The organism is Staphylococcus agnetis, assembly GCF_011466855.1.
In the GTDB taxonomy this organism is placed as follows: Bacteria; Bacillota; Bacilli; order Staphylococcales; family Staphylococcaceae; genus Staphylococcus; species Staphylococcus agnetis.
In genome coordinates this window covers 800130-815561 of sequence record NZ_CP045927.1, presented here as the reverse complement: position 1 = coordinate 815561, position 15432 = coordinate 800130, and the positions used below count along the sequence as shown (strand labels likewise).

General features: G+C 36.4%; 15 protein-coding genes. All 15 read right to left on the bottom strand.

Going from position 1 to position 15432, the window contains the following annotated elements:
• Positions 1–16 precede the first annotated feature (16 nt).
• The 15 genes from GJE18_RS04150 to bshC all read right to left on the bottom strand — a co-directional run bounded on the left by GJE18_RS04150 (position 17) and on the right by bshC (position 15358).
• Positions 17–787, bottom strand: a complete 771-nt coding sequence (locus GJE18_RS04150; protein WP_060550859.1) for a YlmH family RNA-binding protein — start codon at positions 785–787, stop codon at positions 17–19.
• A 140-nt stretch (positions 788–927) separates the two neighbouring features.
• A complete protein-coding gene (locus tag GJE18_RS04145) occupies positions 928–1218 on the bottom strand; it encodes a YggT family protein (protein ID WP_060550858.1) in 291 nt (96 codons plus the stop codon).
• An 11-nt stretch (positions 1219–1229) separates the two neighbouring features.
• Positions 1230–1841, bottom strand: coding sequence for a cell division protein SepF (locus tag GJE18_RS12160; protein WP_085622292.1), 612 nt, complete (start codon positions 1839–1841; stop codon positions 1230–1232).
• 5 nt (positions 1842–1846) lie between these two features.
• Positions 1847–2521 (bottom strand): YggS family pyridoxal phosphate-dependent enzyme, encoded by a 675-nt coding sequence (locus tag GJE18_RS04135; protein ID WP_037564817.1) that lies wholly within the window; start codon positions 2519–2521, stop codon positions 1847–1849.
• A gap of 26 nt (positions 2522–2547) precedes the next feature.
• The gene (gene pgeF / locus GJE18_RS04130; protein WP_060550856.1) at positions 2548–3339 is read right to left on the bottom strand and encodes a peptidoglycan editing factor PgeF; all 792 of its coding nucleotides are present in this window, start codon (positions 3337–3339) and stop codon (positions 2548–2550) included.
• 179 nt (positions 3340–3518) lie between these two features.
• On the bottom strand, positions 3519–4688 hold the full coding sequence (gene ftsZ / locus GJE18_RS04125; RefSeq protein ID WP_037564821.1) for a cell division protein FtsZ: 1170 nt from the start codon (positions 4686–4688) through the stop codon (positions 3519–3521).
• Between the two features lie 29 nt (positions 4689–4717).
• Positions 4718–6157: a cell division protein FtsA gene (gene ftsA / locus GJE18_RS04120; RefSeq protein ID WP_060550855.1), complete on the bottom strand. Its 1440-nt coding sequence runs from the start codon at positions 6155–6157 to the stop codon at positions 4718–4720.
• A 107-nt stretch (positions 6158–6264) separates the two neighbouring features.
• Complete coding sequence (locus tag GJE18_RS04115) at positions 6265–7152, bottom strand: cell division protein FtsQ/DivIB (protein ID WP_107368875.1); 888 nt, start codon at positions 7150–7152, stop codon at positions 6265–6267.
• A 14-nt stretch (positions 7153–7166) separates the two neighbouring features.
• On the bottom strand, positions 7167–8516 hold the full coding sequence (gene murD / locus GJE18_RS04110) for a UDP-N-acetylmuramoyl-L-alanine--D-glutamate ligase (protein ID WP_060550853.1): 1350 nt from the start codon (positions 8514–8516) through the stop codon (positions 7167–7169).
• The gene (gene mraY, locus GJE18_RS04105; protein WP_060550852.1) at positions 8517–9482 is read right to left on the bottom strand and encodes a phospho-N-acetylmuramoyl-pentapeptide-transferase; all 966 of its coding nucleotides are present in this window, start codon (positions 9480–9482) and stop codon (positions 8517–8519) included. It abuts the gene before it with no gap.
• Positions 9483–9644: 162 nt separating this feature from the next.
• Positions 9645–11786 (bottom strand): penicillin-binding protein, encoded by a 2142-nt coding sequence (locus tag GJE18_RS04100; RefSeq protein ID WP_060550851.1) that lies wholly within the window; start codon positions 11784–11786, stop codon positions 9645–9647.
• Positions 11767–12180 carry a cell division protein FtsL gene (ftsL, locus tag GJE18_RS04095; RefSeq protein ID WP_103346123.1) on the bottom strand — a complete coding sequence of 138 codons (414 nt, stop codon included), beginning with the start codon at positions 12178–12180 and terminating at the stop codon, positions 11767–11769. Before ftsL ends, GJE18_RS04100 begins: the two co-directional genes overlap by 20 nt.
• A 17-nt stretch (positions 12181–12197) precedes the next feature.
• Entirely contained in the window at positions 12198–13133 is a 936-nt protein-coding gene (rsmH, locus tag GJE18_RS04090; protein WP_060550849.1) for a 16S rRNA (cytosine(1402)-N(4))-methyltransferase RsmH, read from the bottom strand.
• Between the two features lie 34 nt (positions 13134–13167).
• Positions 13168–13599 carry a division/cell wall cluster transcriptional repressor MraZ gene (mraZ, locus tag GJE18_RS04085; RefSeq protein WP_037564833.1) on the bottom strand — a complete coding sequence of 144 codons (432 nt, stop codon included), beginning with the start codon at positions 13597–13599 and terminating at the stop codon, positions 13168–13170.
• A gap of 145 nt (positions 13600–13744) precedes the next feature.
• A complete protein-coding gene (gene bshC / locus GJE18_RS04080; RefSeq protein ID WP_107368874.1) occupies positions 13745–15358 on the bottom strand; it encodes a bacillithiol biosynthesis cysteine-adding enzyme BshC in 1614 nt (537 codons plus the stop codon).
• Positions 15359–15432: the final 74 nt, after the last annotated feature.

The window sequence follows — 15432 nt, the reverse complement described above, 5'->3', positions numbered from 1 at the left end:
CCTCCTTTATCATACACTATTTAAATAACGTTTGATAGGTTAATCTTAATTTATCTTTTTTCGTGCGCTCACCAATGTGTATCACTTTCGCCCTACCATAACCTTGGATGGATAGTAAATCGCCTTCCTCCAGTTGAAAATCTACGGCTTCGATAAGGGTATGATTGACTTTGACACGTTTACGTTGAATGAGTGTTTGAGAAATCGTTCGTGATTTACGTATCATGTCTTTCAACACCACATCTAAACGCATCCCACTTACAATCGTTTGGTGTGTTTGCCATTGCTCTTTAGATTTTATCATATTTTCAATTGATACAACATTAAGTTTAACTGCAGCACCTTTTATTTGTGTTAATTCCATCATAATATAAGATTTAATTTGATTTGTCAAAACGAACTGTATTCGCTCTCCTACTAATATGTCACCAATTTGGTCACGTTCAATCCCTAATGACATTAGCGTCCCTAACACGTGTTGATGTTGAAGTGTCACAAATTTTTCCGGATAGTCGATGTCGATTAAACTTACTTCAAAATCATCAGGCTCGGGTTCATAGTAGTCAGGAGCGATAATCGCGCGCTGACGTTCACTATGAGGACCACCGAAAAAATAACAAGTCAATGATGGGAAACTCCCTACAATGACCTTTAATATATATTGATCACGTGGATCTAAAAAAGCAGTTAATATTGGACTATACTGCATATCCGCTTGTCTCGCTTTATCTGTCAACATATCTATCGTTTGACGTTCTTCAGCTCTGAAATGTTGATAAAGGTCCATAGCACCGATGCTCCTTTTTGAACTTGTGATAGTTAAAAAAAGGGGTGGGACAGTTTGGATGTCCTTACCCCTTTGCGTTGATTTATAGGTTCATAATAAGCGTTCGCAAATTACGACATTTATCTTAAATATAGTTTTAATTAGAATAAGTATGTCACAATTAAACGATAAATCTCAAAAAGACCTCTTTGGAATAAATTAAGCACAATAAACGCGACGATTGGTGATAAATCAATCATCCCTAATGGTGGAATGATACGTCTAAATGGCTCTAAATACGGCTCATAGATTTTAGCCATGAATTGGCCCACTACACTTTCTCGTGCACCAGGTAACCATGACATGAAAATATAAACAATCATTCCATAGGAATAGATTCTAACTACAAATATTAAAAATTCGAATATGGTTTGTAATGTGTGTATGCTCATGGATGTCTCCCTTATTCATATTGATTTTCAATGGCATCAATGTGCTCAGAAATACTACCAGCTACTTCTACGTTGTCTGGTGTACATAGGAAAATATCAGCGCCTACGCGTTGGATATCGCCACCTATCGCATATACTGTACCACTTAAGAAGTCGATGATACGTTTTGCAGATACAGCATCAATTTGCTGCAAATTGACTAACGTTGCACGGCGATTTTTCAATTCATCAGCAATATCTTGTGTGTCAGAAAACACGCGTGGCTCAAATAAGCACATTTTAGAGCTACCATTTGAAAATGAATCTGATGTTTGTGTCATACTTACCACATTCCCTTGTTGCGTCGCAGGGTCTTTCGCAACTTGATATTTACGTTCATTATGCATAGATTTAATTCTGGATGACTGTTTTTTAGGTACGGATTGTAATGTTCTTGGTCGTTCTGTTGCATGTGTCGATGATGTATAGCGTTGATTTGAAGCTGATCCTTGATTTGTATCAACTTCTCTTTGTTTTTCTAGTTCTCGTTCACGTGCGCGTTCACGGCGTTCTTCTTCTTCGATAAAGTCGTCTTCTTCTTCCTCGATCGTGAAAAAGCCATTGAATAAATCTTTAATAGCCAATACTCTCACTCCTCTTTTCCTACTAAGCTTGTTCCGATACGCACATATGTTGCACCTGCTTCAGTGGCAATGGCGTAATCGTTACTCATCCCCATTGATAATTCAGTACATGGAGCGTAATTTAATTTTAAAGCTTGAATATCATCACGTTTTGATTTTAATTGTGTAAATATGTCTTTCAATTGATCTTCATCATCAATATATGGTGCCATTGTCATAAGACCTACAACTTCAATGTGCTCATATTTTGAAAGATTTTGGATAAAAGGCACAACCTGATCTAATGATAGGCCGTGTTTAGAAGCTTCACCCGCGACGTTTACTTGCACAAAACATTTAATAGTGTGTGTTGCGCGTTTGCTGATTTCTTTGGCTAAACTATCACGATCCAATGCATGTAAATAATCAATCTCATTAATGACTTCTTTTACTTTTCGTGATTGCAATGATCCAATAAAATGCATCGTCACATCATTTGGTAAAGCCGCTTTTTTATCTAAAAACCCTTCAATTCTATTTTCACCAAAATCTCGAATACCAGCATCATAGGCCTCTTTAGCTCGCTCTATTGTAACATATTTTGTAACTGCAATCACGCGAGGCATCGACTTCAAACCAACTTTAGCAAGATGTTTTTTTATTTTTGATTGAATATAATCATAATTTTCTACAACTGACATTGTTTTCGTCCTTTCCTCAATACAGCTCAATGTTGTCCTATAAAAGCTAACATGCGACCAGTATTCCCTTTCTCGATTCGATATGAGAAAAATAACTCTAAATTTTCAGAAGTGGCATGGGTTGTGCGATAAATGTTCTCTCGAGGTACACCGCGTTGCTCACATAATAATTGATTTGCTAATTTTAAATCGATACCATGTCTATCGGCACCACGATGCTCGACATATTGCGTTATATCAATAGGTAATTGTTCAAATTGACGTAAAATATCATCATTAATTTCATAACTATTTGAAGTCGATGGCCCCATCACTATATATAAATCTTCATAAACATATGGAAACGCATCTAATATATGATGCACGATACATCCCACTGTACCACGCCAACCTGCATGTGCAAGTCCGATAAAGTGATGTTTAGGACTATAAAAATAAACAGGTACACAATCAGCGTAGCACATCGTTAGGAGTACGTCTTTTTCATACGTATATAAACCATCCACACCGTAAAAGCATGTATCATCAAGTTCAGAAATATTCGCGCCACAATCTTTGGCTGTCACTTCGACTACTTTCGCTTCATGGGTTTGAATTGGGAACACCCATTGGGACGTTGGAAAACCAATTTCATTTGCAAGTATACGTTGATGTTCAGAAATGTGTTTCGGATCATCATTAATATAACGCGCCATGTTAAATGCCTGAGACGGAAATGGACTTAAACCACCTTGACGTGTCGTCATGCCAATGCACACACCGTGCTCTTGGCTAGGTGCATAATTTAAATAATGACCTGCAGGAATAAATGCTTTCATACGATACGCCCCCTTGATTGAACACACTGCAATAAAAATATAAAAAGCTAGGACAATGAAATAGTCACCTTTGCCCTAGCAATCATCTATCTACTATGTGAGCATGTATATATTAAACGTCATCAATACAACTCATGCTCTTATATGTCATATCTTCTTATGATGATATTGGTAGTGGATTAACGACGTGTTCTTCTTGAACGGCGCTCTTCTCTATTACGAATAAAGCTTGGAATATCATCATCATTCGTACTATGACTACGACCATTTTCTAATTCTCTGTCGTCGTGTGATGAAGCGTGGGTACCACCAAAGTTTGATTCTCTGCTTGGTGTACTTTGTGCACTGCTTCCAAATCCAGTAGTACTTTGTTGCTTACGCGCTTGTGAAGATGGTTTATCTTCAAAACCAGTAGCGATGACTGTAACCACAATTTCATCTTGTAATTCAGGATTAATTACAGTACCGAAAATCATGTTAACATCTTCATCTGCCGCATCTTGTACGATATCAGCAGCTTCTTGCGCTTCAAATAATGATAATGATTCGCCACCTGTGATATTCATAAGCACACCTTGTGCACCCACAATTGACGTTTCAAGTAATGGTGAAGAAATTGCTTTTTTCGCTGCTTCAACCGCTCTATTTTCGCCTGAAGATACACCAATACCCATTAATGCTGAACCTTGGTTCGACATAATTGTTTTAACGTCAGCAAAGTCTAAGTTTACTTCACCTGATACAGCAATTAAATCTGAAATACCTTGAACACCTTGACGTAAAACATTGTCAGCTTCCTTAAATGCTTCCATCATAGGTGTTGATTTGTCTACGATATCAAGTAAGCGATCGTTAGGGATAACGATTAATGTATCCACTGCAGCTTTCATAGATTCTACACCTGCAGCAGCTTGAGTTTGACGTTTACGTCCTTCAAAACTAAAAGGTCGTGTTACAACACCAACAGTAAGTGCACCCATTTCTTTAGCAATTTTGGCTACAACTGGTGCTGCACCTGTACCAGTACCGCCACCCATACCAGCAGTAACGAATACCATGTCTGCACCTTGAATTGCATCTTCAATTTGTTCACGTGATTCTTCAGCAGCTTTTTTACCGATTTCAGGGTTAGCACCCGCACCTAAACCACGCGTTAATTTTTCACCAATTTGAATTTTTGATTCCGCTTTAGATAAGTTTAAAGCTTGTCCATCTGTATTGATTGCAATAAATTCAACATTATTCATTCCGTGATCTATCATTCGGTTAACGGCATTATTACCGCCACCACCGACACCGATGACTTTAAGTGTCGCCAAATGATTAAATCCTTGTTCAAATTCTAACATTTACAATTCCTCCTAATCTTTGTAGCCAATTACTCAAATAATGATCTCATAATTTTTTTGAACTTACTTTCTTCTTGTTGATGTGGTTCACCATTTGCATGTCTTCCATCTCGTTCAGTTTCAAGTTCATAATCATCATATTTTTCATATCTTTCATTGTCATGATAACCTGCATCATGATTTGTTCGTTCTGTTTCCATTCTGTCGTCCGAGTGTTTCTTGTTTTTCTTTTTAAAGAAGCCATCAAAACCACCCATTCGAGATTCGTGTCGTGGTGTTTCATCTACGATAACTTCTTCTTCAATTTCCTCGTCATCATGATTACTAATTGTAACATAATCCAATAATTCATCAAAAGCAATACTACTAGAAATTGTGGAAATTGCTGAAGAAAATTCTGGTTTGCGAATTCCCATTTGTGAAGGGGTATGAATACGTACTTTTTCACTCACCATATCTGTTAATAATTCTTTAACACCTAATAAGTTTGCTGAACCACCTGTTACCACAAAACCACCATTTACTTTTGTAAGTTGTAGTTCTTGCAATACATCAAACACTTCAAAGAAAATATCTTCTACACGTGCTTCAATGACATCTGCGAGTTCTTTTTGAGTAAACTGTGCTGGTGTCTCACTGTCAAGTTGTTCTACTGTAAACACATCTTGATCAGAAGCTGAATCATAAAATGCATGTCCATATTGTTGTTTGATTTTTTCAGCAGTGTCGTATGTAGTATTTAAAAATTGTTGAATGTCTTCGGTGATATGTCTACCAGCCATTGTCACAACATCAGCATCTACAAGTTCTCCACGTTCATAAAACGCAATTTGTGTTAAATCTTCACCGATGTCAATGACACACGCACCTAATTCTCTTTCCGTAGCCGATAAAATAGAGCGATAGTTATATGCATCTGAGTAGACATCTAACACATCTACACCGCTTGCTTCTACACATTTAATCATATTGATTAACAATGTTTGTGGAACGGCAATAACTCCTGCATCTACTTCTAATGAATGTCTTGCAACAAGTTCTTTAGGGTCTGTCACTTCATTGTTTCCATCAACAACGAATTTTAAAGGGAATGTGTTAATGACTTCAGTGTTGGGTTCAACATTTTTCTCACGGATGCCTTCTAAAACATTTTCAATATGTGTCCCTTTGATTTCTGTATCTTCGTGAAACTCTAACGCGTTAGATTCATCAAAAACCTCTGTACCCACAATCGGTAATTTAAGGAAGACTTCTTTAATATCTACACCTGACGCAATGGATGCCTTTTTAATCGTATCTTTAATAGCTTGTTTTGCAATATCAAAATCATCTATTAATCCATTTTTAATGCCACTAGTATAGGTTTGCCCTGTACCTATCACATTAATACCATTATGAAATTTTTCACCAACGATTACCTTAACGCTTGATGAGCCTATATCTACGCTCACATAATAATGCTCTTCCATAGATAGGCACCTCCTGACATAATTCTTATTCACACTATAAACAGTTTACAATAACACACTTTCAATGTGAACTATAAACACGTTGATTTTAAAACTTTTTTGACTTTTTATTCTTTTTCGTTCTCTTTAATTTTATTTAATGCTTTTTGTAAATCATCTTTTGCTTTATCTTCAGTCGCAGTACCAGATTGAAGCTCTTGTGAACTTGCCGAACCGTTGTCCCCCTGTTTCTCATTTTCATAGGGGATAAACGTCGCGCCAACAGACAAATCGATATATCCTGATTTTTTTAACTTACCTGTGTCATCCTTTTCAAGTGCTTGTGACATACTAGGATAATAAGATAGTTTTTTAGCTATTGTCGTCGTTTTACCTAAAACTTCAATACCATCTCTCATATAGAGTCTAATAAGATTCGGTTGATCTTTTTCAGGTGCAAAATTGATTTCTGAAATTTGAGCGCGTGTCGTTTGATCCATTTTTTGCAATGCTTCAACCATTTTTCGTTTTTCTGACCCTTTAAATCCATTTAAAAATGGCACTTCATTTGGGACGGTACCTTTAAAATCTTTAATCACTTTTCCGGTCTCAATAATAGGTACTACTTTGTCTTTTTCTTGTGTAATGCCAACGATATCATGCTCTTTGACATCTACAATGATGGTGTTAGGAAATGCTTTGTGAATTTCAATAGATTTAATAAGTGGATTTTTTTCTAACCGTTCAATAGCTGCTTTTGAATCATATGCATACACACGAGGTTGATGATTGATTTGCAACTCTTTTTTTACATCATTTTTAGGTACAAAATGCGTGCCATTTACTTCTGCATCATGTACCTTACTTATCGGTGTAAACATAAATAACACAATACAAAAGACGATAATTACTAAACCTAATACTAAATTACGTTGAAATCGGCGTCTTTTTTTTAATTGTTTACGTCGCTTTTCTTTAATATATTCGTTATCTATTTTTCTAACCGGTTCACTCATTCATGTCACACCCTTTAATGTGATGGTAAATGTTTACGGAAAGCATTGATAAACACTTCACCACGTTGCTCAAATGTGTCATATTGATCCCAACTTGCACACGCTGGTGAAAGCAATACAACATCATTAGGCTCAATAATGCCTTGAACTAAATCGACAGCTTCTGCAACATCTTTTGCAGTTAACACATACTTGCCTTGGCTTTCACCTAACTTCACAAATTTGTTTTGCGTCTCTCCAAATGTAATCATAACACGCACATTTGTCATATAAGGAATGAGCTCATCAAATTGATTACCTCTGTCAAGACCACCACACAACCAAATGATAGGTTGTTTAAATGAATTCAATGCAAACTGTGTCGCTAATGTATTGGTCGCTTTTGAGTCATTGTAATATTTGTTTGTCTTATTGTTGCCAATGTATTGAAGACGATGTTCAATACCTGAAAACGTCGTTAAAGATTGGATGATTGCGGTAATTGAAATACCAGCTAATATCGCAGCCATCATTGCTGCTAAAATATTTTCTAAGTTGTGTTCACCCGGCAAAACAATGTCATCTAAATGTATAAGGTTTATCCCTTTGTACACGATGTAGTTATTCTCCACATATATACCATCTACTGGTTGTTGTGTGGAAAAGTAAATAATTTTTGATTTCACTTTAGACGTATCAATTAAATGTCTTTGATGATAATTAAAAATCAAGTAGTCGCGCTCTGTTTGATTTTCAAATATACGCTTTTTAGCGTTTTGATAATTTTCTAAGTCACCATGATAATCTAGGTGTGCAGAATAGATATTCGTTATGATTGCTATATGTGGACGGTACTTTTCAATGCCTAAAAGTTGAAATGAGGATAACTCAGTCACTAAATATTCATCTGCACGCACATCTTGTGCCACTTTTGATGCTACATATCCAATATTACCAGCAAGGTGACCTGTTTCGCGACTTTTGCTAAACATGTCTCCTATCAAAGATGTCACCGTAGTTTTGCCATTCGTCCCAGTAATACCAATAATAGGTGCTTCAGAAATTAAATAGCTTAATTCAACTTCAGTTAATATTTTCAAGCCACGTTTTTCTGCCTCTTCTAAAATAGAAATAGAATATGGAATACCAGGATTTTTAAATATGATTGGAGATTCATCTAACAACGCAAGCGGATGTGCGCCACTTACCACTTTAATGCCCATAGTCTCCAAATCATGCGCGTGAGCATCGTGCGATAAATCTTTACCATCATTAACAGTAACGTCTGCTCCAAGTAGGTGTAACAACTTCGCACACTCATACCCACTTTTTGCTAACCCAATGACGAGTACTTTTTTCCCTTTTAAACCTGTATAGTTTAACAATTAGCTCACTCCTATCCATAAGCCGATAAGGCCAGAAATTAAACCGACTGTCCAAAATACACCTACTACTTTCCATTCACTCCAGCCAACAAGCTCAAAATGATGGTGAAGTGGACTCATTTTGAATACGCGTTTACCTGTTAATTTGTACGAAGTAACTTGAATCATCACGGATAGTGTTTCAAGGACGAAAACTAGACCGATAAATAATAGTGACAATTCTTGGTTTAACATAATTGAGATGGTCGCAAAAATACCACCTAACGCTAAACTACCTGTATCTCCCATGAATACTTTAGCTGGGTTAATATTATACGGTAAAAATCCTGCTAAAGCGGCAACCATAATCACACAAAATAAACCTATCGCAGGTTGTGCCAAAATAAAACTCATCACGGCATACATTGAAAAACCGATGATTGATAAACCTGTTGCAAGTCCATCTAATCCATCTGTTAAGTTAACTGCATTTGAAAAACCAACTTGCCAAAAAATGATAAAGATCACATATGCAAACGATAAAGGAATTGAGATATCCGTAAACGGTAAGTTAATACTTGTTGAAAAGTCGAAGGCATTCATTCCTTTAGCAACAATAAAGAAAACTACAGCGATAACAATTTGTGCTAAAAACTTTTGTTTGCTTGTCAATCCTTGGTTATTTTTCTTTACAACAATAATATAATCATCTATAAAACCAATTAAACCGAATCCTAACGTAACAAATACGAGTAATAATAATGGGCTAGCGGTATCCACAAAAAAACTTGCAATTAAAGTTGTGACAATGGCGCTAATTAGAAAAGTAAGTCCACCCATAGTTGGTGTTCCGTTTTTTTTCATATGGCTTTCGGGCCCTTCCTCACGAATGCTTTGCCCAAATTTCATTCTTTTTAATGTCGGAATCAATACAGGCACGAGGACGGCCGTAATGATAAAAGCGATAATTGCGATCAAAAAACTCATAGTCGTTCTCCTTTTTATTCAAACATGATTAATTTAATTAATAATATATAATTGGAGGTGAAACAGAAGTCAAACTCTCATTTGAACTCGTTGCTCCACCCCCAAGTGTTTACATGTTATCTACAATTGTTTATGCGCGTCATGTTCGATACGCGTACAAAACTATTGCGATTTTAATTCTACTTCAATTTGTTGCTTTTTATTGATAGCAGCATGTGGTGAGATGGATTGTGATTTCACAAAACCACTTCCTGTAACTTTCACTTTAATACCGGTTAGAGATTCAAAGGCTATTAAATCATCTCTCGTCCATCCTGTCATATCTGGCATTGTTAGATCGCCATCTGTCATTACGAGTACGTTACTGTTCGGTAGTAACTTCACATTGCGATCTGGACTTTGATTTACAACTTTTTCGCCATTACCTATGATGACAGGGTTAAATGATTTCCCTTTAAGCGTATCTTCAGCTTTTTGTAAAGATTGGTTCGTGACGTCAGGTACTTCATTCAGTTTACCATTATTTTTCACTTCTTCGTTACCCACATTTAAATATTGCAATGTATTTTGCATGATTGGTACAAACGCTCGGCTCACACCCATTTCATATGCTTCTTGGTCGCGTTTTTGGGCAAGACTCATACCCGCATACACAACAATTCTAGGATCTTTACTTGGCGCATGGCCGATAAAACTCACAAAATACGGATTTGCACCTTTAACGTATCCCCCATTTTTTTCGTCAGCAACTTGTGCAGTACCCGTTTTACCACCGATGCGATAACCGTCAACGCGGTAATTTTTAGCATTACTTTTTTCACTATTTACAACTTCATCAAGTTGTTTTTTCACTTTTTCAGCAGTCTCATTCGTAATCGGTTTTCCAGCTTCCTTGCGTTCACCTTTATAAAATGTTTTATCCTCGACGGGATTCATAATTGACTGAATGAAATAAGGTTGCAACATTGTCCCTTTATTGAAAAAGGCCGACTGCGCTTGAAGCATTTGAGCTGGTGTCACTGTTGTAGACTGTCCAAATGCAGACGTTTTTTGCATCAGTTCATTATCCCAAGCAATATGTCCGCTTGCTTCACCATCAAACAAACTGCCAGTTTTCTCACCAAATCCAAATTTTTCATACCAAGTTTTCATTTTGTCTGCACCGACTAAATCTTGAAGTTTCATCATTAAAGTGTTGGAAGAATACGTGAAACCAAGACCCATGTTAATTTCTCCCCAACCTTTTTTATTCCAGTCGTAAATGCGAGAGCCTTGAATATCTCTATAGCCAGATTCATATTTCTTTTTAGGATCAAATTCACCCTCTTGAATCGCTGCGGCTAATCCGTAACTCTTAAACGTTGAACCTGGTTCATAAGTATTTTGATACAAATCATTCGCCCATTTTTTCCCGAAACCTTCGCCTGTTTCTGGGTTGAAAGTTGGGCGTTGGCTAAACGCTAAAACTTCACCAGTTTTAGCATCCATGACTACCGCAAATAAATCTTTAGGTTCATAACGTTTAACCATGTTGTCTAACGCTTCCTCAACAAAAACTTGAATGTTTGAGTCAATGGTTAAATGAACATCGTCTCCACGTTCAGGTGCTACTTCATTTTTAGAATTCGGAGTAATATATCCCCAAATATCAGTAGTAAAAGAGGAATGTCCTTTTTTTCCAGTTAAATAACTGTCAAATATTTTTTCTACACCAAGCGCACCTTTCAATTCACCCGAATCCGGATCTTTTTGCGCCAAACCAATTAAATGTGACGCAAAATTACCGTTAGGATAAAATCGCTGCACTTCTGGGTATAAGGTTATTCCTGGCAAATTCATTTTTTCTATCTTCTCTTTGTCTTGGTATGTTAAACCTTTACCCGCTTTTCCAAACTCTACTTGGAAAGCTTTTTTATTATCTAGTCTTTTTTCAATGTCTTTTTCAGACATATCAATAACTCTCGCTAATTTTTTCGCTGTTTCTTTCTTATCTTTAACGTGTCGTGGCTTTTTGGAATCTTTACTCGCTTTAGGATCTAAGACAGCTGCTAATCGAAAACGATCAACATCTTCAGCCAAAACCTTTCCATTTCGATCAAAGATTTTGCCACGCTCTGCATGTTCTTCGAGTTTAGCTAAATATTTATGATTGGCTTTAACAATTAAATCCTCACCTGAGGAGTGGCCTGTTAACATTACGAAACTATATCTCAAAACCAATAGAAAAAAGAGCAGTCCAAAAAAGCTAATAAGGAGGACTGCTCCTAGTTTATTTTTTTTAATCTTAATTTTGCGTTTCGGCATTTTTACGCACTACCTTTACATTGTCATTCTTTAGACTCATACCCTGTTGTTGGGCTTTATCATAGATGCGCTTATATGATGCGTTTTGTTTTGTTTCTGCTTCTAATGCGCTATTTTGACTTGTTTGTTTTTCAATTTTTTGATTTAAATCTGCTATCTTTCCATTCGTATCATATGCATCCATTTTTAACGATAGCATATAGATACTGATTACGGCAATGATAGTTATCAACGATATGTATAACATTTTCTCAAACCTTGTCAAACCAACGACGACCGTTTTTTTAACTTGAGATTGACGCGTTTGTGTTTGTGGTCTCGTTTGAGGTTGAGGTCTTCTTTGCGGTTGCGCTTCTACATGGTGATATGGTTCATATATTCTTTCTACTGCCATTGAATTGTTTCGCCCCTTTATTTCAATATTTCAGCCACTCTAAGCTTTGCGCTTCTAGCGCGGTTATTTTCTTCCAAATCCGAATCACTAGCGACAATAGGTTTGCGATTCACACGTTTTAATTTCGGTGTGTACGCTTCTGGAACAACCGGCAATCCTCTTGGAACATCCGGTCCTTTTTCATACTCTTGAAACATTTGTTTACATAAACGATCTTCCAATGAATGAAAGGTAATGACAGAAATGCGTCCGTTTATTTTTACATGCTCAATAGCTTGCTCGAGAGAATCTTCAAATGCTGATAATTCATCATTAACTGCTATACGTATCGCTTGAAATACGCGCTTAGCAGGATGCCCTCCCTTACGCCTCGCTTTAGCAGGAATGCCTTCTTTAATAAGTTCCACAAGTTCTAATGTTGTTTCAATAGGTTGAATTTGTCGTTTAGATTCAATTTTACGGGCGATTTGCTTAGAAAACTTCTCCTCTCCATAACGGAAAAATATTTTAACCAAATCCTCGTATGTCCACTCATTTACAACTTCATAAGCGGAAAGTGACTGTGTTTGATCCATCCTCATATCTAACCTAGCATCATGATGATAGCTAAAGCCGCGTTCTGGAATATCAAGTTGTGGACTTGATACGCCTAAGTCATATAAAATACCATCCACTTTTTCAATGTGTAAGTCATTTAACACTTCTGCTAAATTTCTAAAGTTATTATGCACAAATGTAACTTTGTGAAGTTCGTTTTTCAGTTTCTCTTTTGCGTTGTTGATTGCTGTCATGTCTTGGTCTATAGCGATTAATTTCCCGCTGTCAGACAACTGACTAAGTAAATATGCAGAGTGTCCTGCGCCACCTAACGTGCAGTCAACGTAGACACCATCTTCTTTAATATTTAATTGGTCTACTGTCTCCTTCAACAACACGCTTATGTGATGGAACACTTCGAACCCTCCATTTTCATTTCACAGCTCTTATTTAAAAATCAAAATCAATTAAATCTTCTGCTATTTCTTCAAAACTGTCTTCTGATTCGTCATAAAAATCGTTCCATGTTTGGCGATCCCATATTTCAATACGGTTAGACACACCAATCACAGTACAGTCTTTATCAAGATTTGCGTATTCGCGCAATTTAGCAGGGATGTTGATTCTACCTTGTTTGTCAATTTCCACTTCAATCGCACCAGAGAAGAACATACGCATGAATTTTCTTGCGTCTTTTTTGGTCATAGGTAAGGTTTTCATTTTCTCTTCAATGGTTTGCCATTCTTCAAGTGTGTAACCGAACAAACATTTATCAAGGCCTCGCGTGATAATAAAACGCTCATTGAGGTCATAACGAAACTTGGACGGTACAATCATACGTCCTTTAGTATCAAGTTTGTTTTCGAATTCACCCATGAACATCTTATCTCACCTCACCTTATTTATAATTTACCACATCTCCCCACTATCCTCCACTAATTCTGTAAAAATGTCCAAATTTTATCAATTTAGACACAAAAAAGAGAGGTTCGAATTTCTTCGAACCCCTCTCAAACCATTGATATAATCATATTTCTACCACAATTTGTTCAAAAGTGTAATCGAGTGGAGGGAAAGTGGAGGATGTGTACATATCCCACCCAAAAATATTTAAAAATTGGATTGGATTGAGTACACGTTCTTGTAACCCACCCATCGGATGGAGCACAGACGTTAATTGATTAAAATGTCGCATACTAATGTCATTCTCTTTTTCGATATTTCTTAAATAACGTTGTTTCAAATACTCGTATTGGTGAAGTTGTATTTTATGATTTTTCTCTAATAAATTTTGATTATCTACTGTTGCTGACATTTCTCTTGCTAATTTGTCATAAAAAGATTGTTGATGTGCAATCATTTGTGTAATATCATTTAATACCGTTTCTGATGCCTGTGCGCGTACAAACCTATCTTTTGCATCTGTTGCACCTTTTTCAATCACTTCATTTATATTCAAATCATATTGTTTGAGTAATTTTTTAGTTTTAGGTGAGACATATGTTATTCTCATTCGCGGTAACACTATAGGCATCTTAATGTCTAATGTTTTAAACGCATCGTGTAATTCAGCCCAATATTTAATCTCACTCGGGCCACCTATAAAAGCGACTGTATTAAATAGCCACTCTTGCATTAATGGACGTGTAACCACATTGTTAGAAAATCGTTCAGGTGCTTGTGAGATTATCTGTTGTAAATCTTCTTCTGAAAACTCCCCATCATGTTTAGTCGTCACGTATGCATTATTTTGGTAGCGAAGTAATTGGCGTTGACCATCTATTTCTAAAAACAAATGTACGTTGGTATCTGTTTCAATCATTTGCGGTAATCCATGAGCAACTGTTTTATCTTGTCCTTCTCTAAAGGCACGATCCACTTCCAAATGGTGTTTTAATAATGTTTTTAAGAATGGACGCTCTAATTCTCTTAAAGGTTGATAACTTGCATCAATTAGTAAAATACCATGGTGCTTAAAACATCGATGTATCAGATGTTTAAACAAGTCAGACCAATTAGTTGAAAGACGCACCATATCTTTTAGATCGTGGATGAGCTGCTTTGTGTAAGATGTTTCTGGAATTTCTTTAAAATAGTGTTCAATGACATGCATTAGTGCTTCATCATCATGTTTAAAGTGAGAGACAGACGTCTCTGGTGGCGTCATGGTATGATACTTCACTTTTGTTAGTTGACCTTTTTCTTCATTATATACATACGTATGATTGACCTCATCAAAATCATGATCTTCCCCCGCAATCCAGAATACAGGAACAACGGGTTGTTGATACGTTGTTGATAGCTCCGATGATTTGACAATGATAGATAACACTTTATGAAACGTATATAATGGTCCACTTAATAGCCCTGCTTGCTGACCACCAATTACAACTTTTGCACCTTGAGCCAAATGCTCAAGGGCACGCGCTTGCGCTGTTGATAGAGATAGATCAGACATGTATTGTCGAATAACGTTTGCTAACTGCTGCTCTCTGCCATTATTCGATTGTGCCATACGTGTCTTAAAACTTTCATCTTTGTTAGGATCAAAATCATAAAATTGCATCAAATTATGATCGTGTTGTGTATATTGAGATATAAATTGATCCTTTTCATTCACTATGACTTTATAACAATCCATGCTTTGTCTCCTTAAACCGTATTCCCTAACAGTATAATCATAAAGAATCATTATGACAATTTAACGGCTTATAT